Here is a 25,252-nt window from a genome sequence, read left to right as displayed (position 1 = left end):
GCCGCACCTGAGCAGAAGTGAGGTTCAGCAGAGCGATCACCCGGTCGATGGCGTACGACTGGATGAAGCGGGCCGCGGTCAGGCGCTCGCCGCGCAACTCGCGGTGCAGGCCGACATAGAGGTTGGTCAGGGCCTCATTGAGGTGGTACTCGATCGTTTCGTACGGCGGGCCGACCGGGGCGGCACCACAGTGCTCCAGTCCGGCGGGTGCGTCATCGCGCTGCCAGACAATCCTTGCGCCCGTGAAAGGCAGCTGCGCCAGCTCCTTGAGCGTGAAGACGGCGTACTCGACGAAGATGCCGTCGGCGAACAGCGCCTTGCGCCCGTTGCGGTCGTTGGCAAAGCTGTACGCCACGGGGCACGGCACCTCCAACCAGTCGATCGACTCCAGGTAGCGAGGCTTGGCGCCGTCGTCAACGACAACGAAGAAGTCCAGGTCAGAGTGCTCATCGAGCCGGTCGAACTCGACGCCGGCCGAGCCGAGGCCGATCAGCGCGAGAACGTCCTCACGGGTGGCCAGATGGGCGCCCAACTCGTCCAGCCGTCGCAGCATGGGGTGCATACACGTCATCCCTTCGTGAAGAGTCGACGTTTCAGCCCGCACAGCCCTGCTGACTGCCGAGGTCGCGACACCTGCTCCTGTGATCGTTGAAGAGGCGGCAACGCGGGTCAAGCCGCGGCCGCTTCCTCGGGTGACCGAGCTGCGGGCCTTTGACGGTTTTCGCCGGTGCCGCCGTGGCCTTGTGGCGCGGGGCTCGCTTCCGCCACAGTTGCCCGGGGGCACATGTCATCGACACCACCAGAAGGCGGGGGAGTATGGACACGATCGTCGGGGTGCACGGTATCGGCAAGTACCGCTACTACCGCGATGCGGGTAACTCGGTCAGCGGCGCGGCGGTCGCGATGCGCGACAAGTGGGACCGCTACCTGCACAAGGGCCTGACCGGCGGCAAGCCGCACGCCAAGGAGCGCTACATCACCGAGATCGCCTACTACGCCCACCTGCTGGGTGAGAGCAAGGACGACTCCAGGCGCGCGGTGCGGAGCATGAACGTCGGCGCCCAGGAGGTCTTCGTCGCCTGGGCCAAGCAGCTCGACTCGGTGGGGGAGGGGCTGACCGGCGCCCTGCACCGGATGACCGGCTGGCTGCTGGACCGGTTGCAGGGCAACGCCGTCGACTTCGCCAGGTTCTTCTGTCCCGAGGTCGCCGCCTACATGGTGGCCGGGAGCGAGGCGCGCGAGAAGTCGAGGGCGGCCGTGGCCGAGGTGATCAGGCGGAACCGGCCCAGGGTGGTGATCGCGCACTCGCTGGGCAGCGTGGTGACCTACGAGACGCTCTGGGCCAACCCCGACCTGGAGGTCGACCTGCTGATCACTCTGGGCAGCCCGCTCGGCATGCGCAATGTGATCTTCGAGCGCCTGATGCCCGCACCGGTCAACGGCTGGGGCGGCCGGCCTCCCAAGGTCAGGCGGTGGGTGAACATCGCCGACAAGGACGACATCGCGGCGATCCCGCCGGGGCTGCGGACCTGCTTCACCGGCGTCGACCAGGAGGCGCTGGTCAACCTCGACTGGCTCGACTTCCACACCGTGGAGAAATACCTGGGTTGCGGCGCCCTCACCCCCCACCTCAAGCCCTACCTGGGATGACCCGCCCGCTCGGGTTCACCGCCGCGGAGGCCGTCGCCTCCTGAACCGTCACTCCGGGGTTCGGGAACGGCCACCGCGGGGAAGCCGATCCTTCGCCTCGATGCCGCACGCCGGTCGGCCGATGTTCAGCCACCGTGGGTAAGGCATTTGCCTGTGCAACGGCTGTTCATCCTGCCTTGATGCTCAGGCCATGGTGGGGAAAGCTGGGGCGGTTGCACTGGTGGCGTGGAGCAGAAGCTGTCACGCAGAGTGTTTCTTTCCGTCGCCGCCGGTGCGGGCGGCCTGTTGCTCACCGGGGCCGGGCACGGCCCGGCCCGGACCCTCGCCGGCGACCCGTTCAGGCTCGGCATCGCCTCCGGCGACCCGTCGGCGGACGGCGTCGTGCTGTGGACCAGGCTCGCCCTCGACCCGCTCGGCCCGGACGGCCGGGGCGGGATGCCGGCCAGGGACGTGGACGTCGAATGGCAGCTCGCCACCGACGAGCGGTTCGCCAAGGTGGTCCGCGCGGGCACCGAGACCGCGCGCCGGCAGCGGGCGCACAGCGTCCACGTCGAGGTGGACCACCTGGAGCCAGGCCGGGAGTACTTCTACCGTTTCCGGGCCGAGGGCCACCTGTCGCCGACCGGCCGCACCCGCACCGCCCCGTCCGCAGTGTCCGCAGTGTCTTCATCGTCCTCGCTGACCTTCGCCATCGCCGCCTGCGCCCACTACGAGCACGGTTTCTACACGGCGTACCGGAGGCTGGCCGAGCAGGATCCCGAGCTGGTCGTCCACCTGGGCGACTACATGTACGAGTACGCGCCACGGGGGTACACGGCCCTCGCCGGGAGCGTACGGCAGCACACCCCGGGCACCTGCGCCACGCTGGCCGACTACCGGATGCGGCACGCGCAGTACAAGAGCGACGCCGACCTGCAGGCGGCGCATGCGGTCGCGCCGTGGCTGGTGACCTTCGACGACCATGAGATCGAGAACAACTGGGCGGGAGAGGTCTCCAGCTCCGGGGACCCGGCGTTCGCCCGGCGCAGGGCCAACGCCTTCCAGGCGTACTACGAGAACATGCCGCTGCGCCGGACGAGCGTGCCCGGCGGGGCGTCGATGCGGGTCCACCGCCGGGTGGACTGGGGGCCGCTGGCCCGTTTCCACCTGCTCGACACCCGGCAGTTCCGCGACGACCAGGCCTGCGAGGACGGGCTCAGGTCCGGCTGCGACGACAGGCTGGCCACCGGGCGCACCCTGCTCGGCGAGGACCAGCGGAGCTGGCTGCTCGACGGCCTCGCGAGCTCCGGCGCCCGCTGGAACCTGGTCGGCCAGCAGATCCTGATGGCCCAGCGTGACTCCAGGGTCGGGCCGGGCACCGAGGTCAACATGGACTCCTGGGACGGCTACGCCGCCGAGCGCACCCGCCTGCTGACCGGATTCCGGGACACGGGCGCGGCCAACCCGGTGGTGCTGACCGGAGACGCGCACATGCACCACGCGGCGGACCTGAGGCTCGACTTCGACGACCCGGACTCGCCCCGGATCGCGGTGGAGCTCGTCACCTCCTCGATCGCCAGCGACGGCGACGGTTACCGCGACGAGAGCCGGATCGCCGCGACGATCGCCGAGAACCCGCACATCTCCTACCTCGACCAGCGGCGCGGCTACATCGTCTGCCGCCTTACCCCGCAGGAACTGCACGCCGACTTCCGCACGCTTGAATACATCAGCAGGCGCGGTGCGCCCGCGAAGACCGGTGCCCGGTTCACCATTCCGGCAGGACAGGTGGCACTGACCTAAAGCGCCAGAGGAATTCCTGAAGAGTTGTTGGATGATGCCGCTTATGAGTCCCCTCACCACGAGACTCGGCGCCGTGGCTCTCGCCATGGCGCTGGGTGGCACCCTCCTCGTCCAGACTCCCGCCTCGGCCGCCAGGTCCGCCCTACCCGCCGCACCCGCCATGTCACCCGCCGCCGCGGCGCCCACCGACTTCAAGTACGTGATCTCCTTCCCCAAGCACGTCCGCCGGGGTGGATCTCTCGTCTACACGGTCAAGGTCAGTAACAGGAAGGCCAGTGGCCAGCACTACGTGGCACTCATCGGGGACTTCCCCAACCGGTTCCGCAAGATCAAGGTGATCTCCAAGCCGCGCAGCGTCAAGTGCTCGGTCAAGCGCCGTGACCTTTCCTGCTGGATCACCTCCCTCGACAAGGGCGACTCGACGACGGTGCGGATCCGCGCCTGGGCGGGCTCGCGCCGGGGCGTCGCCACGGTCAGGTTCGGTGTGATCGTCACCACCGACGCGAAGGCCGACATCGGTAAGCTCCGCAAGGAGATTTCCCGCCCGGTCAAGGTCAGCACGCGTATCCGTTAGCCTCCCGGCGGACCGGGGTCGTGCGGCCCGGCTCTCCGGTGTCCCGGCCGCACGGCCCGCCGCAGGGGACGGGCCCTTCCCGTCCTGCTGCGGAACGAGCCGGAACGAACGGTCAGATCCCGGCGCGGTTCCGGGGACGCCTGGGAGCGCCGTTCGGCTTCGAGGTCGTGCCGGCCTGCAGGAAGTTCTCGATCACGAGGGTGGCCGCGCCCAGCGCGACGGAGTCGACGCCGAGGCGGCCCAGACCGATGGAGACCGTCTTGTACGGCTGCGCCAGGCAGTTGTCCGCGGCGACCTTCCTGATCCTCGTCAGCAGGTGCTCGCCGAGCAGCACGCCGGCCCAGCCGCCGATGATGATCCGCTCAGGGTTGAACAGGTTGATCAGATTGGCCAGGCCGATGCCCAGATAGGTGACGGTCTCGTCGATGACGGGGGAACCGTCGGCCACCAGTTCGGCCAGCGCGGCCTGCTCGTCGACGCTCTCCGTCCAGACCCCGGCACGTTCCAGAATGCCCCTGGCCCCCACGTACGCCTCCAGGCAGCCCTCTCCGCCGCAGCGGCACCGGTGCCCGCCGACCATGATCTTCGTATGGCCCCACTCGCCGGCGCTGCTGTTGGCCCCCAGGTACGTGGTTCCGTCGGTGATGATGCTCGCCCCGACTCCCGAGCCGATCAGCACCACCACGGCGTGCCTGGCCCTGCGCCCGACGCCGAACCACAGCTCGGCCTGCCCCATCGACTTGGCGCCGTTGTCCACGAAGAGCGGCAGGTCGGTGCCCGCCCGCAGGAGCCTGCCGAGGGGGACCGCGTCCCATCCGAAGGTCGGGGCGTGGATCAGGGCGTCGGGCCCCGTCTCGACGACGCCGGGAACGCCCACCCCCACGCCGAGCACCCGCTCGGCGGGCACGCCGCTCTCGTTCAGGACCACGTCGATGCCCTCGATGATGTGGCGGACGACCAGATCGACGTCGTGCCGGGTCGGGCGGAGCGCGTACTCGGCCTTGGCCTGGCGGTTCATGTCCAGGTCGAAGAGTTCGACGTGCACGTGCGTCTCGCCGACGTCGACGCCGATGGCGTAGCCGTGGGTGGTGTTGACCCGTAGCAACACGCGCGGCCTGCCTCCGTCGGAGTCGGCCAGGCCCGCCTCGACGATGGTCCCGCTCGCCAGCAGATCTCCCGTCACGTTGCTCACGGTGGCGGGGCTGAGCCCGATGGTCTCACTGAGCTCCTGGCGGCTGGCGGGTCCCTCGAAGTAGAGGGCGCGCAGCACTATCGCCCGGTTGCCTCGGCGTAGGTCGCGGACGGTCCTGTGCTGTGCGTCGAACATGACCATCATCTTAGGTAGCGAGTCGAAGAAAACGGTCGTCTACCGGGGTGAGGACGAGTTTGTGAGGGCGTAACCGAACAGGGTGCCCTTGGCGGCGGTGGCCAGCGTCCTCGCGGTCGACGGGCGGATGCCGGGGTAGGGGCCCTTCCGCACGGTCCCGCGCAGCAGGGTGAGCCTGCCGTCGCGCGGGGCGGCGATGACCAGGCCGCGGCCCGCGACCGTGGCCAGAGCCCCGCCGAAGTCGCCGCCCTCGCCGGTGATCAGCAGGTTGTCGTTCTTGGTGAGCCCGCCGGAGCGGGTACCCGCGAGCACCTGGACGGCGTTCTCACCCGGCACCCCGATCGCCAGCTCGTCGTCGCCGTCACCGTTGAGGTCTCCGGCGGCGAGGGCGGCGCCGAAGCGGTCGAAGTAGCGTGGTTCCCCCTTCAGGGAGCGCTGCGACCAGGTTTCCGAGACCGCGGTGCGCAGCCCGGCGCGGGAGCCGTAGACGACGTGCACCGTGCCGTCGCCGTAGTCCATCGCCCGCTGGTTCTCGGTCAGGCCCTCGCCCGGTACGCCGATCGCCAGGTCGGCGTGGCCGTCGGCGTTGAAGTCACCGCAGGCCAGGGCCTCGCCGAAGAAGTCCCAGGCCTCGGCGCGGCCGCTGATCCCCGGGCTGTCCTGGGTGAGCAAGGTCGCCTTCCGCCGCCGGACGTCGAGCACGGTGACCGAGCCCTGGCCGTTCTTCAGGACCGTGTCCGCGGGCGCGCCCACGGCGACCTCGGCCCGTCCGTCGCCGTCGAAGTCCCCGGTGGCGAGCACCGCGCCGAACTGGTCGGTCTCCTTCTCGGGCTGTCCCACCCATCCGGTCCGCTGCGTGATCATGTACGGCTCGCGTCCGCTGAACCCGTACACCCCGACCGCGCCGCCACCCAGCCCCGGGGCGCCGATCACCAGCTCGTCGTCCCCGTCTCCGTCCAGGTCCCCCGCCGCGAGCGCGGCCCCGAACCGGCCGGAGTCGCGCTCGCGGCCCAGGTCGCCGGCGTCGATCACCCTGCCGGGCCGCAGGCCGTCCGGCGAGCCGTGGAACAGCAGCACCACGCCGTCGCCGTCGGCTCCCGGCCGGGAGCGGTCCTTCTCGGAGACGCCCACGGCCAGGTCGGCGCAGCGGTCGCCGTCGAAGTCACCGGTCGCCAGCGCCGAGCCGAACGCGTCCCCGGTCTCGCTCTCGCCGGGCACGCCGGGGTCGTCCTGGGTCAGCCTCCGGGCGGTGCGCATGTCGTACAGGACGGTGACCGCCCCCGCGCGGGCGTGGCCGCCGGAGCGGGTGTAGGGCGCGGCGACCGCGAGATCGGCCCGTCCGTCGCCGTCGAAGTCGGAGGGTACGCCGGAGCAGGCGCTCGCCATGGAGGGGGAGGTGGAGACCAGAAGGGAGGTGAAGGCAATGGAGACGAGAAACACGGCTCTCATAGCCATGATGGTTTCCGATAATTCGGACACGCGGCCCACAAGGATATGAAATTCACGTGGCCGGTACGGGTAAAGAACATGCCAGGATTGGAAGCATGGAAATCGACCTGGCCGACCTGGGATTCTGGCGGCGGCCGCTCAAGGAGCGGCATGAGGCGTTCGCGCGGCTTCGGGATCTCGACCGGCCGGTGTTCTTCGAGGAGAAGCGGGTGCCGCTGCTCCGCTCGGGCAAGGGTTTCTACGCGCTGGTCAGGCACGCCGACGTGGTGGAGGCCAGCCGCAACGCCAAGGTGTTCTCCAGCGAGCCCGGCGTGACCAGCCCCGAGCCGCCCGGCTGGGTCAAGCACGTGTTCGGCGAGTCCATGGTCAACATGGACGACCCCCGGCACGCCCGGCTCCGCCGCATCGTCTCCCGCGCGTTCAGCCCGAAGATGCTGAGCAACCTGCAGGGCGACATCGACGCCGCGTGCGCGCGGATCGTCGACGACGTGACGGCCTCGGGACCCGGCGACTTCGTCACGCAGGTGGCCGCCAAACTGCCCATCCACGTCATCTGCGACATGATGGGCGTCCCGGACGACGTGCGGGCCAAGGTCCACCAGCACGTCGACATCTCCACCGCCTACTCCGGTGTGCGGCCCAGCCTGGCGCACACGGTCAGGATGGCCGCCCAGAACACGCTCGCGCTGCTCGCCCTGCAGCGCCTGGTGATCAACCTGGGCAGGGAACGCTCGGGGGCACCGGGCAACGACCTGGTCTCCGCGCTGGTCACCGCCAACGTCGACGGTGAGAGGCTGACCGACAGGGAGCTGGGGTCGTTCTTCACGCTCCTGCTCGTGGCGGGCAACGAGACGGCCCGCAACACCATGGCGCACGGTATCAAGCTGCTGACCGACAACCCCGAGCAGCGGCGCCTGCTGGCAGACGACTTCGACGCCCACATCGGCGGCGCCATCGAGGAAATGGTCCGTTACGTCTCACCCATCATGCAGTTCCGCCGCACCGTCACCGAGGACTACGACCTGCGCGGCCTGCAGCTGAAGGCGGGCGACAAGGTGGTGCTCTTCTACGGCTCGGCCAACCGCGACGAGACGGTCTTCCCGGACGCCGACCGGTTCGACATCACCCGGGACACCAAGCCCCACGTGGGCTTCGGCGGCCCGGGGCCGCACTTCTGCCTGGGGGCCAACCTCGCCAGGCAGGAGATCAGGGCGATGTTCCGCGAGCTGTTCACCCGGCTGCCCGAGGTCCGCTCGGTCGGCGAGCCGGAGCTGCTGGTGTCCAACTTCGACAACAGCGTCCGCAGCCAGGCGTTCACCTTCTGAGGGCGGTCACCTGCCGGGCTGGGGAGCCGTCACCGGGCAGCCGGTCTTCGGCTCAGAGCGGATCAGCACGTTCCCCCGGACGGTGAGGAAGGTGAGCAGCGCCGCGAGGCCCATCATCGACGCGCTGACCAGCATGGTCGTATGGAATCCGGTGGTGAAGATCGTGGGGGAGTCGAAGGCGTCACCGGTCAGCCCGGCCAGCGGGGGGATCGCGGCCACCGCGAGCAGCCCGCCGGTCCTGGCGACGGCGTTGTTGACGCCGCTGGCCACCCCCGCGTGCCGCTCGTCGGCGCTGGCCAGCACGGTCGCGGTGAGCGGCGCGACCGCCGCCGACAGACCCAGGCCGAACAGGGTCGTCACGGGCAGCACGTCCACCACGTACGACGAGCCGGGGCCGATCCGCGACATCAGCAGCAGGGCTCCCGCGCAGACCAGGATGCCGGCCGTCATCGGCAGCCGGGGCCCGACGCGCCTGGCCAGCTCGCCCGCGCGCGACGACAGCAGCAGCATCAGGATCGTCACCGGGATCATCGCGGACCCGGCCAGCAGCGGGGAGAAGCCCGCCGACACCTGCAACTGGACCACCAGCAGGAAGAACACCACGCCCATCGCGGCGTACATGACGAACGTGACGACGTTGACCGCGGTGAACACCCTTGACGCGAAGACCTCGACCGGTACGAGCGCCCTGGGCGAGCGCCTGATCTCCAGCCAGACGAACGCGGCGCCCAGCGACACGCCTGCCAGGATCGGGACGACCTCCAGGCCGATCAGGCCGTAGGTGATCCCGGCCAGCGCCAGCGCCGCCAGCGCCGCACCGAGCACGTCGAACCGGCCGGCGGCCTCGGCGTTCCTGCTCTCCGGGACATGCCGCAGGGCGACCAGCACGACGAGCGCCGACAGCGGCAGGTTGATCAGGAACACCCAGCGCCAGCCGGCCGTCTCCACCAGCCACCCGCCGAGCAGCGGGCCGATGGCCGCGGCCACCCCGCCCAGACCCGACCACGCCCCGATCGCCCTGGGACGGTCCTCGCGGTCGAAGGACGACTGGATGATGGCCAGGGAGCCGGGGGTCAGCAGCGCCCCGCCGATGCCCTGCAGCGCGCGGGCCGCGATCAGCGTCTGCACGTTGGGCGCCAGGCCGCACAGGGCGGAGGCGAGGGCGAACCAGACGACGCCGATCAGGAAGATCCTGCGCCTGCCGTACCGGTCACCGAGCGAGCCGCCCAGCAGGATCAGACCCGCCAGGGTGAGGGTGTAGGCGTTGACGGTCCACTGCAGACCGGCCATGTCGGCGCCGAGATCGGCGCCGAGGGCGGGCAGCGCCACGTTGACCACCGTGCTGTCCAGCAGGGCGATGCCGGAACCGAGCACCGTGGTGAGCAGAACCCAGCGTCCCGCCGCAGAATTGAGACGGATGTGACCGTTGTCCATGCCGTCCATCATCGCTGACGCCCCGTGCCCACCTGACCTGCGCGCATGATTCAGAGAATGTCGGGTGACTCTGGTAGGACGGGTCCTGCCACGTTAAGCCTGACGGGAGTTTCCGATGGACTACAGCGAGTTCAACGACGACGTCGACGGTCTCCACCGTGGGGAGTACGCGGGCCTGCCCATCGTGAGCCTGCGCCCACCGGGGGCGCCCATGCCCGCGGCGGGCGAGGCGGCGTGGCGCGTCTCGGTCCGCGTCCACGACGCCAAGGAGACCTTCGAGGAGCACTTCGCACGCTTCGTCGAGACCGTCGACACCACCGAGGTCAGGGCGATCATCGTCGGCGGCTGGGGTGAGGCCTACGAGAACGACGCCTCGGGTCCCATCCGGCTGCTGGCCGAGAACGCGGCGCGGTTTCCCGCACTGCGTTCGCTCTTCTTCGGCGCGATGTCGTCGGAGGAGTGCGAGATCTCCTGGATCGTGCAGAGCGACGTCACCCCGTTGCTGGCGGCGTTCCCGCTGCTGGAGCGCCTGGAGGTCCGGGGCGGCACCGAGTTGAAGCTGCGGCCGATCCGGCACGACAACCTCAGGATCCTCCGGTTCGAGACGGGCGGCCTGCCCCCGGAGGTGGCCAGGGCGGTCGGCGAGAGCGACTTCCCCGCGCTGGAATACCTGGAGCTCTGGCTCGGGGCGGTGGAGTACGGCGGAGACACCACGGTGGCCGATCTGGAGGGCATCCTGTCCGGCGAGCGGCTGCCCGCGCTCAAGCACCTCGGCCTGCAGGACAGCGAGATCCAGGACGAGGTCGCCACGGCCGTCGCCGCAGCCCCGGTGGTGGCCCGGCTGGAGTCGCTGGCCCTGTCGATGGGCACGCTCACCGACGCGGGTGCCGAGGCGCTGCTGGAGAGCGGGTCGCGGGCCCACCTCAGGCGGCTGGACCTGCATCACCACTTCCTGAGCGACGCCATGGTCGGGCGCCTCAGGGCGGCGTTCTCCGGCGTCGAGCTCGACCTGTCCGAACAGGAGAAGCCCGACGACGACTGGTATTACGTCGCGGTCTCCGAATGACCGCGCTCGCCGTCGTCGGCACGCCGGGGGAGCGGCGGGTGACCATGTTCGCCGACGCCTGCGTCCGGCAGGGACTGCGCGAGCCCGCGGTCCTGCCGTGGACGTCCGTGCTGCGCGGCGCGGAGATCCGGATCGAGCCGGAGACGCTGGTACGGATCGACTCGCCGGGGGAGGACGCGGAGACGGACGAGCTGCTGCGCGGTGGCGGCGAGCCGTCCCGGGTCGGCGGCGGGGCCCGCTGGCACGCCGCGTTCGTCGCCGGGGCGGCGCGGGTCCGCGAGGCCGTCGGCCGGACTCCGGGGGCCGTGCTGCTCGCCGACGTCGAGGACATCTCGGTGATGTTCGACAAACGACGCTGCCACGCCAGGCTGTCGGCGGCCGGGGTGCCGGTGCCGCCCGCGCTGCCCGGACCGATCCGCGGCTATGCCGAGCTGCGCGAGCGGATGGGCGAGGCCCGCTGGGGACGGGTGTTCGTCAAACCGGCCCATGGCTCGTCGGCCTCGGGGGTCGTCGCCCTGCACGCGTCGGGCGACCGGGTCAGGGCGGTGACCTCGGCGGAGCTGGCCTCCGGGGGGCTGCGCAACTCCCTGCGGGTCAGGTGCTACGAGGACGAGTCCGACCTGGCGGCGATCGTCGAGGCGCTGGCCGGAGACGGGCTGCACGTCGAGCGATGGTTTCCCAAGGCGAGCCTCGGCGGGCGCGCGATAGATCTGAGGGTGGTCGTCGTGGACGGCACGCCCACCCACGCGGTCGTCCGCACGAGCCGGGGGCCCATAACGAACCTGCACCTCGGCGGTCTGCGCGGCGACCTCGGCGAGGTCAGGGCCGGACTCGGCGCCGAGGGATGGGCGCGGGCCCTGGAGGTCTGCGTGCGGGCGGCGGCCTGCTTTCCCGGGAGTCCGGCCGCCGGGGTCGACCTGATGGTCGGGGCCGACTGGCACGATCTCGCGGTGGCCGAGGTCAACGCGTTCGGCGACCTGCTGCCCCGGCTGGAGGGCCTGCCCGGTAGCGGCGCGGAGGGCCTCGACACCTACGGTGCCCAGGTCCGCGCGATCCTCGCCCGGCACTCGCCGCAGGGGGCGGGAAGAACCGCGACCCGGGCGGTCCCGTGACCTCGGGGGCGAAGGCGGGGCCGATGCGTGACATGAACGAGATCGTGGGCAGCCACGACCTGCTGCTGGTAACGCTCGACACGCTTCGGTACGACGTGGCGGAGGAACTGCTGGCGGCGGGTCGGCTGCCGAATCTCAGCAGGGCACTGCCGGGCGGCCGGTGGGAGCGGCGGCACAGTCCGGGGAGCTTTACCTACGCCGCGCACGCCGCGATCCTCGCCGGTTTCCTGCCCACCCCGATCGAGCCGGGACCGCATCCCCGTCCGTTCGCCGCCGCGTTCCCCGGGAGCGAGACCACGGCCCCGGGCACCTGGGTGTTCGACGCGCCCGATCTGCCCGGCGGGCTGGCCGGGGCGGGCTACCACACGGTCTGTGTCGGCGGGGTGGGGTTCTTCAACAAGCTGACCCCGCTCGGGTCCGCGCTGCCGGCGATGTTCGCCGAGAGCCACTGGGAGCCGGGGTTCGGGGTCACCTCGCGGACCTCGTTCGAAGCGCAGATCGCATGCGCCGAGCGGGTGGTCACGGGGGTGGACGGTCCGGTGTTCCTGTTCGTCAACGTGTCGGCCCTGCACCAGCCGAACTGGTTCCACCTGCCGGGCGCCACTCGCGAGCACGGTGACAGCCGGCGGAGCCACGCCGCCGCGCTCGAATACGTCGACCGGCACATCGGCAGGCTGTTCGCGCTGATGAGCGAACGGCGCCCTGGGTTCGCGATCGTCTGTTCCGATCACGGCACCGCCTACGGTGAAGATGGATACGTCGGGCACCGGATCGGTCACGAGGTCGTCTGGACCGTGCCCTACGGTGAGTTCACGATGGAGCGGGGGGAGTGGCGTTGACTCCGAGTCCTGGCCGGACGCCAGAGGTGGTGGACGGCGAGCGGGGTGCACCCGCGCCGCCGCCGGACGCCGCCTCACCCGATGCGGGGCCGTATCAGGGGTACGTCTACGCCTACCCGCACAAGACCGCCTACCGGCCGCTCGATCCGCGTCCGCCACTGGCGGAGGTGTGGGCCAGGGAGCCCGTCGACCACCTCTTCCTCTACCTGCACATCCCGTTCTGCGAGATGCGCTGCGGATTCTGCAACCTGTTCACCCGCACCGGCGCCCCCGAGGAACTCGTCGACGCCTATCTCGGCGCGCTGGAACGCCAGGCGAGCGCCGTACGGGGCGCCCTGAACGGTCCCCGCTTCGTGGCGGCGGCCGTCGGCGGCGGCACGCCGACCTATCTCAAGGCCGCCGAGCTCACCAGGATGTTCGACCTCGCCGAGCAGATCATGGGTGCCGACCTGCGGGCCGTCCCGATGGCGGTGGAGACCTCCCCGGCGACCGCGACGGCCGACCGGCTCGCGGTCCTCGCCGAGCGGGGCACGACCCGCGTCTCGATCGGCGTGCAGAGCTTCGTCGACGCCGAGGCCCGCGCGGCGGTCAGGCCGCAGCGGCGGCAGGAGGTCGAGACGGCGCTCGGCCGGATCCGCGAGGCCGGGTTCGAGACGCTCAACCTCGACCTGATCTACGGCATCGACGGGCAGACGGAGGCGTCCTGGCGTTACTCGCTGGACGCCGCGCTCGCCTGGAAGCCCGAGGAGATCTACCTCTACCCCCTGTACGTCCGCCCGCTCACCGGTCTGGGCCGTCGCGCCCGTGACTGGGACGACCACCGGCTCACCCTCTACCGTCAGGGCCGCGACCACCTGCTCGCCGCCGGGTACGAGCAGATCTCGATGCGGATGTTCCGGCTGCCGGGGCGGTCGAGCCCCGCCGAGTACAGCTGCCAGAGCGACGGCATGGTCGGCCTCGGCTGCGGTGCCCGCTCCTACACCTCTCATCTGCACTACTCCCACGAGTACGCGGTCGGCGCCGGCCAGGTGCGCGCGATCATCGACGACTACGTGCGCCTGGCTCCCGGGGAGTTCGCGGTCGCCAACGTGGGTTTCCGGCTGGACGAGGAGGACCGGCGCCGTCGCCACCTCATCCAGTCGCTGCTCCAGGCCGACGGGCTCGATCCCGAGGTCTACCGGGCCCGCTTCGGAGCCGGGGCCGAGGCCCACTTCGGCGAGGAGCTGGAGCGCCTGACGGCTGGGGGCCTGCTGGAGCGTGACGCGCCGCCGCCGGGCGGCGAAGGGGCGCGCCCCGGGTGGCTCCGGCTCACCGCCGAGGGGCTGGCCCGCTCCGACGCGATCGGTCCCGCGCTGTTCTCCGGCAGGGTCCGCGCGCTGATGGCCCGATACGAGGAACGGTGACAGGCTTGGCCGACTCACCCGGCGCCCCCGCCTCCGGAATCCGCCACCTGCCGCTCCTGCCGGGCAGGCCCGGTGGATCAAGTGATCCGAGCGCCGACGGCGAAGGTCGCGATCACCTGACGATCCTCTACCGGGGGCCGCTGGCGAGCTGTGACTACGACTGCCCCTACTGCCCGTTCGCCAAGCGGCGCGACAGCCCGGAGCAGCTGAGCCGGGACCGGGTGGCGCTGGAGAGGTTCACCGCCTGGGTGGCGGGACGGGAGCATCCGGTCTCGGTGCTGTTCACCCCGTGGGGCGAGGGCCTGGTCCGCTCGTGGTACCGCCGGGCGATGGTCGAGCTGAGCCACCTCCCGCACGTGCGGCGGGTCGCCATCCAGACCAACCTCAGCTGCCGGTCCGGCTGGCTGACCGAGGCCGACCTGGACACGCTCGCCCTCTGGGCGACCTACCACCCCGGCCAGGTCACCCACGAGCGCTTTCTCGCCCGCTGCCGCGACCTGGTCGCGCGCGGGGTCCGTTTCAGCGTCGGCGTCGTCGGGCTGCCCGAGCACCTCGGCCACGCCCGCCGTATCCGGGCCGACCTGCCCGCGGAGATCTACGTCTGGGTGAACGCGGCGGAGGGCACCGTCTACACCGATGACGAGGCCGCCGACTGGACGGCGATAGATCCGCTCTTCCGGCACAGCCGGACGCCGCACCGGAGTGCCGGCCTGCCCTGCCGTACCGGCGACAGCGTGATCTCCGTCGACGGCGACGGCACCGTGCGGCGCTGCCACTTCGTCCCGGCCGTGCTCGGAAACCTCTACGAGGGCACGTTCAGGCCGAGGGCCACGGCGTGCCCGGCGGCGATCTGCGACTGCCACATCGGCTACGTGCACCTGGAGGCGACCGGTCTCTACGACGTCTTCGCCGGGGGAGTCCTGGAACGCATCCCCGCCGGCTGAGGTCGGATGACGAACGGCCAGGCGCGCCAGGCGGCCCGTCAGGATGTTCCGCGACTGACATGGTGCCAGCAAAATGGCGGCGCAAGAGCCGTGCCGCCTCGTCAGGCAGATGACGGCACCCTGTCATCAAGCCGCCTCCGGATGACTCCCGGCAACCAGGCGAGCGCGAGAACCGCCACGAACACCGGAAACCAGGCCAGCCGGTGCAGCAGCCAGACCGGCTCGTCCGGCACGGCCAGCAGGCCGGGGACGTCGCCGAGGCGCAGGGCGGCGACGGCGATCACGGCCGGCGCGCTCTGGTGCCACAGGAAGAGCGTCATCGCCGACAGGTTGGCCAGCGCGACCGTGGCCCACAGCCGGGGACGCCGCATCAACCGGGCCAGCGGAGCGCGCGCCAGCAGCGCCACCCCCACCTGGGCGAGCCCGAAGCAGACCGCCGCCAGGGTGGGCGGCCCCAGGTTGGAGACCGCGGCCCCGGTCACCCCCACCATGCTCGCCGGATACCCGAATCCGGCGACCAGCAGCGCCGCCCCGGCCGCCCCGCCGGCCAGCAGACCCACCGCCACCCGGCGCGAGCCGAGCAGGCCGCTCGCCCAGGCGATCCCCAGTGCGTACGGCACCAGCCAGCCGGCCACCAGGTTCGCCCATCCCAGCCAGGCGGGACCGCCGAGCCAGAACCTGGCCAGGTCCACCCCGAGCACCACCGCGAACGCCACGGCGGCCGTGACAGCCGGATGCGCCCGCAGAAGCAGGGGAGTGGCCGCGGTCAGCGCGGCGAAGACGGCCAGGAACCACAGCGGCCCCACCGCCGGGAACAGCATCGACCTGATCAGCCCCACCGGCGCCCCGCGCAGCGCCATCCCCGTTGCGATTCCCGTCCAGACCAGGGCGAGCGGTACCACCGGCCCCAGCAGCCTCCCCATCCTGGCCCGCACCCACGCCCCCGCCGGATACGCCTCGCGGGCAACCCCCGCTGGAGCGCGCGATGCGGTGGGGGCCGCGGAGTCCGGCCCGAGGGCCGCCGCCGGGCGGAGACCGCGCGCCGCCGCGTAGCCGCCGACGAAGAAGAACACCGCCAGTGTCTGGAACACCCAGGACAGCGGTGTCAACGCCGGCAGGTGGCTGAGCGGGCTGGCCATGTACACCGCCCCCGCCGGGCCCGGCGCCCACGCCGTCACCAGCCAGTGCCCCAGCACCACGCCCAGGATCGCCAGCGCCCGCAGCGCGTCCACCCCCCTGTCCCGGCCGGCCGGGGTGGCCGCCTCGATCCCGGCCGCGAGACTAGCCACCGGACACCTCGTCGCTTCGGCCGAGGGCGATCAGGGTCAGGTTGCGCAGCGACTCGCTGCCCGGCTTGAGATAGTCGTCGTGCCTGGCGGCTTCGGTCCCGAACGGGCGGGCGCCGAAGGCCGGGGCGGCGGGATCGGGGCCGAAGCCGAACGGGCCGATCCAGAGTTTGGGCACCTCGCGCATCCAGTCGAGGGCGCCGCTGCCCACCCACAGACGGGTGCCGCCCAGCTCGGCAGCCGAGGAGACGCCCAGTCCCGGGCTGCCGAAGACGGCCGTGTCGGCGACGCCGGAGGCGGGTACGGCCCCGCCGCACACCACCGAGCCGTAGCTGTGGCACAGCAGGCTGACCCGCTTGCCACCCAGGGCTTCGGTGACGTAGCGCCGCAACTCCACCGCGCCCCGCTCGGCGGCCCCGCCGGTCATCACGCGAAGGCTGAGCATCGCCGGGCTGTCATAGCCGAGCCAGGCGACCACCGCCAGCCTCGCCCCCGGATCCAGCGCCCGGGCCTCGGCCAGCACCGCCCGCGCCCCTCCCCCCGGCGTGTTGTACCGCTTGGCCCTGCCGCCGTCGAAGGTGGCGGCCGTGGTGTCGGCCCCGGGGACGATGACCGCGACGTACTCGGCCGCGGCGAGATCGCCGTAGACCCGGACCACCCGGTCGCCCACGGGCGGCGGGACCGTCACGTAGGCGAGCGCCGTGGCGACGGCCACGACGAGCGTGCGGCGGAACATGCGAGCCTCCTGTCCGGCCTGCGGGATTGGACAGGAGGCTAGGAACCGCGGCCCGTCGATCGCATCACCCCGGGGAGGTGTCTTCGCGATCCCTCTCGGGGGTGATGCGGGCTCACCCGGCGAGCGAGGCCGGCGCCACCAGGACCCTCAGGCCGGAGGTGAGAACCCGGCCGGGGCGCGAGTGTCCGGTGACCGGCCGCGTCTCCACGCGAACCGTTCGTCGTCCGGTGCGGTGTCCGGCGGGCGGGGGGAAGATGACTCCGCAGGCCCCGAGGCGCCGCGAACTCATTCGCCTGGGCGGACCAGGCCCGTCTCGTAGGCGTGCACGATCGCCTGGGCGCGGTCGCGCAGGTTCAGCTTCGCGAGGATCCGGCCCACGTGGGTCTTGACGGTCTGCTCCGACAGGATCAGCTCCTCGGCGATCTCCTGGTTGGACCTGCCCCGCGCGATGAGCGCGAGCACCTCGGTCTCGCGCTCGGTGATGTCGTCCAGGCGCCCGCGCGGGCGGCGCGGGCCGACACGGGCGAACTCCGCGATCAGCCGCCGGGTCACCGAGGGCGCCAGCAGCGCCTCCCCGGCCGCCAGCACCCGTACCGCCTCGGCCAGCTGCTGCGCCGAGGCGTCCTTGAGCAGGAACCCGCTCGCCCCGGCCCGCAGCGCCTCGTAGACGTAGTCGTCGAGGTCGAACGTGGTCAGAATCAGGATCCTCGGGGTGGGGCCGGTGGACTCCATGATCTCCCGTGTCGCCGCGAGGCCGTCCATGACCGGCATCCGCACGTCCATCAGCACGACGTCGGGCCGCAGTTCGGCCGTCCGGGCCACGGCCTCGCGCCCGTCGGCGGCCTCGCCCACGACCTCGATGTCCGGCTGCGAGCTCAGGAAAACGGTGAAGCCGGTCCGTACCATGCCCTGGTCGTCGGCTATGAGCACCCGGATCGTCATCGAATCTCCTTGAGCGTGGAGACCCCGGGCTTCGGCCCCGGGGCAGGAGGTCAAGCGTTCTCCGTGATCGGCAGTATGGCGGTGACCGCGAAGCCCGCCCCGACCGGCCCGGCCCACAGGCTTCCGCCGAGCATGGACACCCGTTCCCGCATCCCGATCAGGCCGTGCCCCATGCGCCGGGGTTCCCCGGGGGAACGGTGCCCGGCGTCATTCGTCACCTGGACGTGCAGCTCGGCGCCGTACCGGGCGATCCTCATCGAGACGGCCGAACCGGGTGCGTGCCGCATGGCGTTGCTGAGTGACTCCTGGGCGATCCGGTAGGCGGACAGGCTCACCGCCGTGGGCAGTCCCGTCAGGTCACCGCCCACCTTGAGCGTCACGGTGAGCCCTGCGGAGCGCGCGGTGTCGATGAGTTCCTCCAGGCGGCCGAGGCCCGGCTGCGGCGCGATGTCCGGGTGCCCGTCATCCTCCCTCAGCACGCCCAGTACGCGGCGCATCTCGGTCATGGCCGCGAGCGACAGCGCGCGGATCTCTCTCAGTCCTTCCTCCAGGCGCTCCGCGTCTCCGGCCGCCCGCAGCGGAACGGCCTCCGCCTGGATGGCGATCACCGACATGTGGTGGGCGACGACGTCGTGCAGTTCCCTGGCGATCCTGGTCCTCTCCTCCAGCACGGCCTGTCCGGCCAGTGCCTGCCGGCTGCGCCGCTCCTCCTGGGCCAGCAGGCCGATGGCCAGCCGCCGGGCACGCACGTTGTGGCCGAACAGGACGGTCACCGTGACGATGCCGGCGACGACGGCCAGCGAGCCGGGGTGGATCATCCAGGCGACGAGGACCGAGACGATCCACACGCCCACGGTGATGTGCCGCTCCGAGCGGACCGCGACCGCGTAGACCACGAGTACGTACATGATCGTGGCAGCCGTGCTGTACGGAGGATCGGACAACTGCCGTGAGACGACCGTACCCAGGGGGATCAGCACGATCGCCATCCGCCAGGCGGCCAGTGGCCACCGGCCACGGAGCGCGAGCGGCAGGGAGAAGGCAAGGGCCGCGAACGTGAGCACCTCCGCGTCGAGCGGGGAGTGTGTCCGGATCACCCCATCCCTGAGCAGGGAGAGACCTGCGTCGAACAGCGTGAAGGTCAGCGCCAGGTCGGCCAGCAGGACCAGGTCGATCGTCCGGAACGGCAGCAGCCCCAGCGCCCTCGGCATGCGGGGGCGGAGGCGGCGTGACCGGGGGCGGCCGGCAGGATCGGCCGCCCCGGTCACCAGCGCCTCGACGAGGGGGTGGGTCAGTCGCGCGGCGGCCTCCCGTACCGGCCGCGCGTGCCGTGCGAGGGCCTGCCGCGCGGAGCTGGGGATCATCCGGATCAGCCTAGGCGGCGCGGCCGTGGTCCGCGTCCCACCAGGGGGTGATCTTCAGCGTCACCCGCCTCCGGGCCGCGGGGCACGGCCGGGACGTCCACCGTGACGGAACCCGCACCATCCGGTGGGCTCAGGCCGGGCTCAGGCCGCGCAGCACGAAGCCGGAGACCATCTCCGCGGCCTCCTCGGGCGTCACCGCGCCGCTGAGCAGCGGAACCCGCTCGGCGCCGATGACGGCGAGGATGAAGCGGGCGGCGACTTCCACGTCGGGGGCGTGGAAGTCGCCCGAGGCCACGCCGCTGTCGATGATGCCGGTCAGGATGCGCTGCATCGGCTCGACATGGTCGGCCAGGCGCTGGTAGGCGTCGGGGCCCAGCGCCGCGGACAGGTCGGCGGGGCCGGGATGGGGATGGGCGAGCAGCCCGTCGAGCTGGAGCCTGACGAAGACCCGCAGCCGCTCGGCGGGCAGGGCCCGCTCGGGCAGCTCCCGCTCGTAGCTGTCGATGAAGTAGTGCGTCACCCGCTCGGTGAAGGCCAGCAGCAGCGCGGCCTTGTCGGGGAAGTAGTTGTACAGCACGGTGCGGGTGATCTCGGCCTCGCTCGCCACGTCGGTCATGGAGATGGCGTCGATGCCCTGCTCCCGGGAGAGACGCGAGACCGCCCGCAGGATGCGGTCCTGTGTCTGGGCGCGGTGCTCGCCGATGGTCGCGGCCGAAATCCGGGGCATGGCCCCATGGTCGCACAGTGCCGTCGCCGGCTGTCAGGTCGTTTGGGGTCCGGCCGCGAGGTCAGCGCTGGGGGCGGGCCGAACTCATGGCGGCCTGCAGGTCCTTGGTGCTGGGGGCCGGGGGGAGCGGAGGGCCGACGCGGTCGGCGCGGCAGGCGTCGAGGATCAGGCCGATCAGTCGCCGCCACGCCTGAGGGGCGGTGCAGCGGGTGGAGCCGAGCACCCCGGCGTTGGCCATCATGATCAGCATAAGGTCCTGACCGGTGAAGTCGGCGCGCAGCGTCCCCGCGCGGCGGGCCCGCTCGATCACCCGGTCGACCGCCGCCATCGCCCGTGCTCTCGGCGCCTCCAGCGCCGCGGTGGGGAAACAGGTGGTGAGGGCCTCGGTCACCCCCTGGTCGGCGGCTTGCATCCCGCAGACGTGTTCGACCAGCCCGGCGAACGCCTCCCAGGGGTCGTCGGCGAGCTCCGCCGCCTCGGCGGCCTCGACGAAATCGGCCATGTGGTCGGCCAGGATCGCCTCGATGAGCGCCTCGCGGTCGGGGAAGCGCCGGTAGAGCGTGGCGATGTTCACCTCGGCCCGGCGGGCGATCTCCTCCAGGGGCACGTCGAGCCCGCGCTCGCGGAACGCGACGCGCGCCGCCGTCATGATCCGTTCCCGGTTGATCTCGGCGTCCCTGCGCAACCTCCGCCGTTTGCACGCTTCCATGAGCCGATTCTACAAAGTGAAGGGTTCCCTGCGGTTGTGCTACGGTGGCGGCAAACGAAGGTGTGCCTTCACTTATTTTTCGGAGTGCCTGATGAACGTTGTCCTCTGGATCGGGCAGGGCCTGCTCGCCGCGATGTTCCTCATCGCGGGTCTCACCAAGTCCACCCAGCCGCGCGAGAAGCTGATCGCCAACTTGGGGGGATGGGTGGAGGATTTCTCCGGCGGACAGGTCAAGGCCATCGGCATCCTTGAGGTGCTGGCCGGGATCGGGCTGATCCTGCCCGCTCTCACCGGCATCCTGCCCGTGCTGACCCCGCTCGCCGCCGCCGGCCTGGTGATCACGATGATCGGCGCCATCGTCGTGCACGCCCGGCGCAAGGAGTATTCGGCACTTCCGATGAACCTGGTGCTCCTGCTGCTGGCCGCCTTCGTGGCCTGGGGCCGTTTCGGGCCGTACGCCTTCTGAGTGCCGTATGCCTTGGGGGTCTTTGCCGGGACTGGGGATCGGCGCCGGACAGGTGAACGCTCCGGTACGGAGAATCCGTGCCGGAGCGTTCACTCGTGCTGTGGGACGACCGGGCTCAGGCGGCGACCTCGGACCGGGCCACCCGGCCGAGCTCACCCAGGACCTCGGTGTTGAGCAGGTAGGCGAGCTTGGTCTCGCGGATCAGCCGCTGCTTCTCGGCCTCGTCCAGGGGTAGTGCGTCCAGCCGGGCCCGGTACTCGTTCTTGAAACGGGGCAGGCTGCCGATCCCGTCGAACAGGTAGAAGTCGATGCCGCCGCCCGGCTGGTAGCCGTAGATCTTCTGCAGCTCCATCCGGATGAACTGCCCGCCGGACAGGTCGCCCATGTAGCGGGTGTAGTGGTGGGCGATGTAGCCGGCCGGCCAGGTGGCGACCTGGTTGATGCGGGCGACCAGGGTCAGGGTCGGCTTGGAGGGCTCGATCCTGGACCGCCAGCCGGACCCGTAGATCGTCTCCAGGTCGCGGACCAGGGCCTCCTCCCGGTAGAGCTCGGGAAGGACGAACGGTGCCGCGACGGGGTCCTCGGCGAGCGACCGTGCGGCGCCGTCCAGGGCCACGTAGGCGAAGTAGTGCTGGGCGACCATCTCGCCGTACGCCTCGGGGGTGAGGCTGCCCGCCATCAGGGCCTTGAGGTAGCTCTCGTCCTCGGCGGATTCGTGGTCGCCCCAGGTGGCGTTCCTGAGGACTTCGGAGAACGGCGGCTCACTCATGATCACTCCGCGGCGAGGAAACTTTTCATGACGCAGTGTCACAAAAATCGCACCCTCCCGTCAAGCTGATGACGACACCTCGTCATTAAACCGGCCACCCTCCGCGTCGAGTTTCGGGTGGGACGTGCGGGGATGGGGTTCTCGGTGCGAGCGGGTGGGACATGTCGCCGGGAGCCGGGCGCGTCGGATGGTGCGGTGGCTTCCGAGGGGGGTGCCTTCGCCGCCAATCTACCCTTAGGTTAGGCTCGGCTAACTTTTACAGCGTTGTCGAAGCTGTGATCGGACTCCTCTCGATCGACAGAAGGAAAACACAGCCATGCCCGCTGAACCCCCCAAAGCCGTGCTCGCACCGGCAGCGGGTGCCCTGCTGTTCGGGCCCGCCGCCTGCGGAAACGATTCCGGGAGCGGTTCCGCCGCCGCAGGTTCCGCCGCCCTGGCCGGCCGGCTCCTCGAAGAGGGGGGTCGGTCCCCGGCGGACGCGTTCTTCGTCCGGGAGGCCGGCGCGCTCCAGGTTCCCGCGGTGGAGCTCAACGATCTCGGTCGGCCTGGGGCCACGATCGCGTTGATCAGGGAATCAGGACTCGTCTTCTGACCATGCGACCGCATCTCGCCAAACGGGTCCGCCATGACGGACCCACCCCATGGTCGTTCGGGCGTGTCCTGCCGGTGGCCGGACGTCCTCGCAGGCCGCTACTGCTCGCCCTGTCGGTACTGGCCGTCGCGGTGGCCCTCATCCCGGTGCTCTATCTCGGCGTGCGGACGGCCGAAGCGGGCTGGGAGCGTATCGCCGAGGAGGTGTTCACCCCGCGAGTCGCGCTACTCGCGCTCCGTACCCTCGGCCTGGCGGTGGTGGTGAGCGCCGGTTGCCTCGTGCTGGGGGTCGGCTCGGCGTTCCTGGTCGTACGGACAGATCTGCCCGCCAGACGCGCGTTCGCGGTCCTGGCGGCCCTGCCGCTCGCGGTGCCGACCTATATCGCGGCATTCGCGTGGAGATCGACCGTGGACGGGTTCGAGGGCTTCTGGGCGGCGGCGCTGGTGCTGACGCTGTGCTCCTATCCCTACGTCTTCCTGCCCGTCGCCGCAGCGCTCAAGGGCGCCGACCCGGCCCAGGAGGAGGTGTCTCGGTCGCTGGGCAGAAACGCCTGGCGCACTTTCACCGGCGTGACACTGCGGCAGGTCCGTCCCGCGGTCGCGGGCGGCGCGCTGCTGGTGGCACTGTACGTTCTGTCGGATTTCGGTGCGGTGTCGATCGTACGGGCCGACACCTTCACCCGGGCCATCTTCGTCGCCTTCGACCTGGGCTTCGACCGGACCGGGGCGCTGGTGCTGTCAAGCGTGCTGGTCCTCCTGACGATGCTCATACTCGCGGGTGAGACGGCGAGCCGCCATCGCGGTGCCCGCTACGCTCATCTGGGCGCCGCCCGCCGGGCCCCGGCCCGGTTCCGCCTCGCCCGGACGCGGTGGCCCGCCACCTTCGTGCTGCTCGCTCTCGCCGGGCTCTCCCTCGGTGTCACCGTGGTGAGCCTCGGCCACCGGATGATCGAGGGTGTCTCGCGGCCGGGGGCCTGGCCCGAGGTGGCCGCCGCCGCGGGCAACTCGCTCTGGCTCTCCTTCGCGGGCACCGCGCTCACCGTGCTGCTCGCGCTGCCGCTGGGCGTGCTCACCGCCAAGGCGCCAAGCCCGCTGACCACACTGCTCGATCGTCTCGGCTACCTCAGCCACGCCCTGCCGGGGCTGGTCATCGGCCTCTCCCTGGTCTCCTTCGGAATCAGCCTCGCCTATCCGATCTACCAGACGACCTGGCTGCTCGCGCTCGGCTACGCCGCCCTGTTCCTTCCGCTGGCGGTGGCCGCGGTCACCGCGGCGGCGGCCCAGGCGCCACCCGTCCTGGAAGACGTCGCCCGATCACTGGGCCGAAGACCGCCGGCCGTGCTGCGCACGGTGACCCTGCCCCTCACCCTGCCCGGGATCGGCGCCGGCGCCGCGCTGGCCTTCCTGGCCTGCATGAAGGAACTGCCCGCTACGCTCCTGTTGCGCCCGACAGGTGTCGACACCCTCGCCACCGAACTGTGGACGCACACCACCGTGGCGGCCTACGCCGCCGCCGCCCCCTACGCGGCGTTGCTCGTGCTGCTGTCATCGGTGCCCGCGTGGCTGCTCACCTCGCGCACCGGCATTCTCACCAGGGAGTCCACCAGATGAGCCGGCTGGAACTGAGTGGCATCGCCAAGAGGTACGGCGCGATGACCGCGCTCGCCGGAGTCGACCTCACCGTGCCGAGCGGCACCCTGACCGCCGTACTCGGCCCTTCGGGGTGCGGCAAGACGACCCTGCTGCGCTGTGTGGCGGGTTTCGAACGGCTCGATGCCGGTGAGATCGCCATTGACGGGCGGATCGTCGCGGGTCCGGGGACGCACACCTCCCCGGAACGCCGGCATGTCGTCACCGTCCCGCAGGAGGGCGCGCTCTTCCCGCACCTGTCGGTGGGCGACAACGTCGGGTACGGCCTGAACCGGGAGGAACGGCGTTCGGGCCGCGTCGAGGAAGTGCTCACCCTGGTGGGCCTGTCCGGACAGGGCGAGCGGATGCCGCATCACCTGTCCGGCGGGCAGCAGCAGCGCGTGGCGGTCGCCAGGGCGCTGGCACCGCGTCCCTCCCTCATCCTGCTCGACGAACCGTTCAGCGCGCTGGACGCCGGACTCCGCGCCGACCTGCGGCGCGACGTGCGCGCCGCGCTACGGGCCGACGGGGCGACCGCCATCCTCGTCACCCACGACCAGGGCGAGGCCCTCTCCAGCGCCGATCAGGTCGCGGTGATGCGCGACGGCCTGGTCGTCCAGAGCGGACCGGCGGTCGACGTCTACCGGGAACCGGTGGACCCATGGGTGGCGGCGTTCGTGGGTGACGCGGTGTTCCTGCCCGCCGGAACCGATATCGGCCCGGGCGCGGGTGGCACCGTGCTGTCCACGGCACTCGGTCACATCCCGGTGGGTGGGATACCGGCGGGGACCGGGAGCCTCACCGCCATGGTGCGCCCCGAACAGATCCGCCTCACCACGGCGTCGACCGGCCCGGCGGTGACCGCGACCGTGACCGGTTACGACTTTCACGGCCATGACGCGATCGTCACGCTCCGGCTCGCCGACGACACCCAGATCATCGCGCGAGTACCCGGCCACACGGCCCCGGTGACGGCGGGATCCGCGGTCGGGGTGCTCGTGGAGGGCGTCTGCCAGGCCTGGCGCGAGATCTAGGGGAGAGCGCGCACACCGGTTGTCCGTGATGGAGCGGGCACGCAGCGGGTGAGACCGGGCTCTGACCCCGGCGTATCCACCCACAGCGGGTGAT

At 71.3% G+C, this 25,252-nt stretch carries 24 protein-coding genes; 13 read left to right on the top strand and 11 right to left on the bottom strand.

What is annotated here, in order from left to right; all coding sequences use genetic code 11:
- On the bottom strand, positions 1–562 hold a 562-nt coding region (locus ABZ260_RS18310; protein WP_355618660.1), incomplete at its 3' end, for a hypothetical protein.
- A 254-nt stretch (positions 563–816) separates the two neighbouring features.
- Here ABZ260_RS18310 and ABZ260_RS18305 point away from each other — a divergent pair.
- From ABZ260_RS18305 to ABZ260_RS18295, 3 genes are all read left to right on the top strand, one after another.
- A complete protein-coding gene (locus ABZ260_RS18305) occupies positions 817–1,650 on the top strand; it encodes a hypothetical protein (protein ID WP_355618657.1) in 834 nt (277 codons plus the stop codon).
- Positions 1,651–1,875: 225 nt separating this feature from the next.
- Complete coding sequence (locus ABZ260_RS18300; RefSeq protein WP_355618654.1) at positions 1,876–3,432, top strand: alkaline phosphatase D family protein; 1,557 nt, start codon at positions 1,876–1,878, stop codon at positions 3,430–3,432.
- A gap of 43 nt (positions 3,433–3,475) precedes the next feature.
- Positions 3,476–4,006, top strand: a complete 531-nt coding sequence (locus tag ABZ260_RS18295) for a hypothetical protein (RefSeq protein WP_355618651.1) — start codon at positions 3,476–3,478, stop codon at positions 4,004–4,006.
- Positions 4,007–4,118: 112 nt separating this feature from the next.
- Here the strand turns inward: ABZ260_RS18295 and ABZ260_RS18290 are convergent, their stop codons facing one another.
- Together ABZ260_RS18290 and ABZ260_RS18285 are read right to left on the bottom strand one after the other, a co-directional pair.
- Entirely contained in the window at positions 4,119–5,333 is a 1,215-nt protein-coding gene (locus ABZ260_RS18290; protein WP_355618648.1) for an ROK family transcriptional regulator, read from the bottom strand.
- Positions 5,334–5,372: 39 nt separating this feature from the next.
- Positions 5,373–6,782, bottom strand: coding sequence for an FG-GAP repeat protein (locus ABZ260_RS18285; RefSeq protein WP_355618645.1), 1,410 nt, complete (start codon positions 6,780–6,782; stop codon positions 5,373–5,375).
- 95 nt (positions 6,783–6,877) lie between these two features.
- On the opposite strand from ABZ260_RS18285, the gene ABZ260_RS18280 reads away from it, so the two are divergent.
- Positions 6,878–8,107: a cytochrome P450 gene (locus tag ABZ260_RS18280; RefSeq protein WP_355618642.1), complete on the top strand. Its 1,230-nt coding sequence runs from the start codon at positions 6,878–6,880 to the stop codon at positions 8,105–8,107.
- Between the two features lie 6 nt (positions 8,108–8,113).
- On the opposite strand, the gene ABZ260_RS18275 is transcribed toward ABZ260_RS18280, so the two are convergent.
- Positions 8,114–9,541: an MFS transporter gene (locus ABZ260_RS18275; RefSeq protein WP_355618639.1), complete on the bottom strand. Its 1,428-nt coding sequence runs from the start codon at positions 9,539–9,541 to the stop codon at positions 8,114–8,116.
- Between the two features lie 115 nt (positions 9,542–9,656).
- Between ABZ260_RS18275 and ABZ260_RS18270 the strand changes: the two genes are divergently transcribed.
- The 5 genes from ABZ260_RS18270 to ABZ260_RS18250 are packed head-to-tail and all read left to right on the top strand — an operon-like array spanning position 9,657 to position 14,905.
- Positions 9,657–10,607: an STM4015 family protein gene (locus ABZ260_RS18270; protein ID WP_355618636.1), complete on the top strand. Its 951-nt coding sequence runs from the start codon at positions 9,657–9,659 to the stop codon at positions 10,605–10,607.
- Positions 10,604–11,719, top strand: a complete 1,116-nt coding sequence (locus ABZ260_RS18265; RefSeq protein ID WP_355618633.1) for an STM4014 family protein — start codon at positions 10,604–10,606, stop codon at positions 11,717–11,719. The genes ABZ260_RS18270 and ABZ260_RS18265 overlap by 4 nt, the downstream gene beginning before the upstream one ends.
- 32 nt (positions 11,720–11,751) lie before the next feature.
- Entirely contained in the window at positions 11,752–12,558 is an 807-nt protein-coding gene (locus tag ABZ260_RS18260; RefSeq protein WP_350920054.1) for an STM4013/SEN3800 family hydrolase, read from the top strand.
- A gap of 29 nt (positions 12,559–12,587) precedes the next feature.
- Complete coding sequence (locus ABZ260_RS18255) at positions 12,588–13,961, top strand: STM4012 family radical SAM protein (RefSeq protein WP_355618666.1); 1,374 nt, start codon at positions 12,588–12,590, stop codon at positions 13,959–13,961.
- Positions 13,962–14,017: 56 nt separating this feature from the next.
- Positions 14,018–14,905, top strand: coding sequence for an STM4011 family radical SAM protein (locus ABZ260_RS18250; protein WP_355618663.1), 888 nt, complete (start codon positions 14,018–14,020; stop codon positions 14,903–14,905).
- Positions 14,906–15,006: 101 nt separating this feature from the next.
- Here ABZ260_RS18250 and ABZ260_RS18245 read toward each other — a convergent pair whose 3' ends face one another.
- From ABZ260_RS18245 to ABZ260_RS18220, 6 genes are all read right to left on the bottom strand, one after another.
- Complete coding sequence (locus ABZ260_RS18245; protein ID WP_355618630.1) at positions 15,007–16,194, bottom strand: acyltransferase family protein; 1,188 nt, start codon at positions 16,192–16,194, stop codon at positions 15,007–15,009.
- Complete coding sequence (locus ABZ260_RS18240; protein ID WP_355618627.1) at positions 16,187–16,927, bottom strand: alpha/beta hydrolase; 741 nt, start codon at positions 16,925–16,927, stop codon at positions 16,187–16,189. Before ABZ260_RS18240 ends, ABZ260_RS18245 begins: the two co-directional genes overlap by 8 nt.
- A 285-nt stretch (positions 16,928–17,212) precedes the next feature.
- Positions 17,213–17,869: a response regulator transcription factor gene (locus tag ABZ260_RS18235; RefSeq protein ID WP_030908836.1), complete on the bottom strand. Its 657-nt coding sequence runs from the start codon at positions 17,867–17,869 to the stop codon at positions 17,213–17,215.
- A gap of 50 nt (positions 17,870–17,919) precedes the next feature.
- Positions 17,920–19,233 carry a histidine kinase gene (locus tag ABZ260_RS18230; protein ID WP_355618623.1) on the bottom strand — a complete coding sequence of 438 codons (1,314 nt, stop codon included), beginning with the start codon at positions 19,231–19,233 and terminating at the stop codon, positions 17,920–17,922.
- A gap of 130 nt (positions 19,234–19,363) precedes the next feature.
- The gene (locus ABZ260_RS18225) at positions 19,364–19,960 is read right to left on the bottom strand and encodes a TetR/AcrR family transcriptional regulator (protein ID WP_355618620.1); all 597 of its coding nucleotides are present in this window, start codon (positions 19,958–19,960) and stop codon (positions 19,364–19,366) included.
- A gap of 61 nt (positions 19,961–20,021) precedes the next feature.
- Complete coding sequence (locus tag ABZ260_RS18220) at positions 20,022–20,669, bottom strand: helix-turn-helix domain-containing protein (RefSeq protein ID WP_350919530.1); 648 nt, start codon at positions 20,667–20,669, stop codon at positions 20,022–20,024.
- Between the two features lie 91 nt (positions 20,670–20,760).
- Between ABZ260_RS18220 and ABZ260_RS18215 the strand changes: the two genes are divergently transcribed.
- Positions 20,761–21,135 (top strand): DoxX family protein, encoded by a 375-nt coding sequence (locus ABZ260_RS18215; RefSeq protein WP_350919527.1) that lies wholly within the window; start codon positions 20,761–20,763, stop codon positions 21,133–21,135.
- A gap of 115 nt (positions 21,136–21,250) precedes the next feature.
- On the opposite strand, the gene ABZ260_RS18210 is transcribed toward ABZ260_RS18215, so the two are convergent.
- Positions 21,251–21,904 carry a biliverdin-producing heme oxygenase gene (locus ABZ260_RS18210; RefSeq protein WP_355618615.1) on the bottom strand — a complete coding sequence of 218 codons (654 nt, stop codon included), beginning with the start codon at positions 21,902–21,904 and terminating at the stop codon, positions 21,251–21,253.
- A gap of 316 nt (positions 21,905–22,220) precedes the next feature.
- On the opposite strand from ABZ260_RS18210, the gene ABZ260_RS18205 reads away from it, so the two are divergent.
- Genes ABZ260_RS18205 through ABZ260_RS18195 form a run of 3 tightly spaced genes read left to right on the top strand, consistent with a single transcriptional unit; the run spans position 22,221 to position 25,158 of the window.
- Positions 22,221–22,496, top strand: coding sequence for a hypothetical protein (locus ABZ260_RS18205; RefSeq protein ID WP_355618612.1), 276 nt, complete (start codon positions 22,221–22,223; stop codon positions 22,494–22,496).
- Between the two features lie 2 nt (positions 22,497–22,498).
- Positions 22,499–24,106: an iron ABC transporter permease gene (locus ABZ260_RS18200; protein WP_355618609.1), complete on the top strand. Its 1,608-nt coding sequence runs from the start codon at positions 22,499–22,501 to the stop codon at positions 24,104–24,106.
- The gene (locus ABZ260_RS18195; protein WP_355618606.1) at positions 24,103–25,158 is read left to right on the top strand and encodes an ABC transporter ATP-binding protein; all 1,056 of its coding nucleotides are present in this window, start codon (positions 24,103–24,105) and stop codon (positions 25,156–25,158) included. The genes ABZ260_RS18200 and ABZ260_RS18195 overlap by 4 nt, the downstream gene beginning before the upstream one ends.
- Positions 25,159–25,252 lie beyond the last annotated feature (94 nt).

Origin of the sequence: Streptosporangium sp. NPDC006013 (assembly GCF_040614275.1) — a bacterium.
Classification (GTDB): Bacteria; Actinomycetota; Actinomycetes; order Streptosporangiales; family Streptosporangiaceae; genus Streptosporangium.
This window is presented reverse-complemented; position numbering and strand designations above follow the sequence as displayed.

Bases quoted from the DNA above. Each gene is read 5' to 3' on its own strand.
- ABZ260_RS18305 (WP_355618657.1), top strand. From the start codon at position 817: ATGGACACGATCGTCGGGGTGCACGGTATCGGCAAGTACCGCTACTAC.
- ABZ260_RS18295 (WP_355618651.1), top strand. From the start codon at position 3,476: ATGAGTCCCCTCACCACGAGACTCGGCGCCGTGGCTCTCGCCATGGCG.
- ABZ260_RS18290 (WP_355618648.1), bottom strand. From the start codon at position 5,333: ATGTTCGACGCACAGCACAGGACCGTCCGCGACCTACGCCGAGGCAAC.
- ABZ260_RS18285 (WP_355618645.1), bottom strand. From the start codon at position 6,782: ATGAGAGCCGTGTTTCTCGTCTCCATTGCCTTCACCTCCCTTCTGGTC.
- ABZ260_RS18280 (WP_355618642.1), top strand. From the start codon at position 6,878: ATGGAAATCGACCTGGCCGACCTGGGATTCTGGCGGCGGCCGCTCAAG.
- ABZ260_RS18275 (WP_355618639.1), bottom strand. From the start codon at position 9,541: ATGGACAACGGTCACATCCGTCTCAATTCTGCGGCGGGACGCTGGGTT.
- ABZ260_RS18270 (WP_355618636.1), top strand. From the start codon at position 9,657: ATGGACTACAGCGAGTTCAACGACGACGTCGACGGTCTCCACCGTGGG.
- ABZ260_RS18265 (WP_355618633.1), top strand. From the start codon at position 10,604: ATGACCGCGCTCGCCGTCGTCGGCACGCCGGGGGAGCGGCGGGTGACC.
- ABZ260_RS18260 (WP_350920054.1), top strand. From the start codon at position 11,752: ATGAACGAGATCGTGGGCAGCCACGACCTGCTGCTGGTAACGCTCGAC.
- ABZ260_RS18240 (WP_355618627.1), bottom strand. From the start codon at position 16,927: ATGTTCCGCCGCACGCTCGTCGTGGCCGTCGCCACGGCGCTCGCCTAC.
- ABZ260_RS18235 (WP_030908836.1), bottom strand. From the start codon at position 17,869: ATGACGATCCGGGTGCTCATAGCCGACGACCAGGGCATGGTACGGACC.
- ABZ260_RS18230 (WP_355618623.1), bottom strand. From the start codon at position 19,233: ATGATCCCCAGCTCCGCGCGGCAGGCCCTCGCACGGCACGCGCGGCCG.
- ABZ260_RS18225 (WP_355618620.1), bottom strand. From the start codon at position 19,960: ATGCCCCGGATTTCGGCCGCGACCATCGGCGAGCACCGCGCCCAGACA.
- ABZ260_RS18220 (WP_350919530.1), bottom strand. From the start codon at position 20,669: ATGGAAGCGTGCAAACGGCGGAGGTTGCGCAGGGACGCCGAGATCAAC.
- ABZ260_RS18215 (WP_350919527.1), top strand. From the start codon at position 20,761: ATGAACGTTGTCCTCTGGATCGGGCAGGGCCTGCTCGCCGCGATGTTC.
- ABZ260_RS18210 (WP_355618615.1), bottom strand. From the start codon at position 21,904: ATGAGTGAGCCGCCGTTCTCCGAAGTCCTCAGGAACGCCACCTGGGGC.
- ABZ260_RS18205 (WP_355618612.1), top strand. From the start codon at position 22,221: ATGCCCGCTGAACCCCCCAAAGCCGTGCTCGCACCGGCAGCGGGTGCC.
- ABZ260_RS18200 (WP_355618609.1), top strand. From the start codon at position 22,499: ATGCGACCGCATCTCGCCAAACGGGTCCGCCATGACGGACCCACCCCA.
- ABZ260_RS18195 (WP_355618606.1), top strand. From the start codon at position 24,103: ATGAGCCGGCTGGAACTGAGTGGCATCGCCAAGAGGTACGGCGCGATG.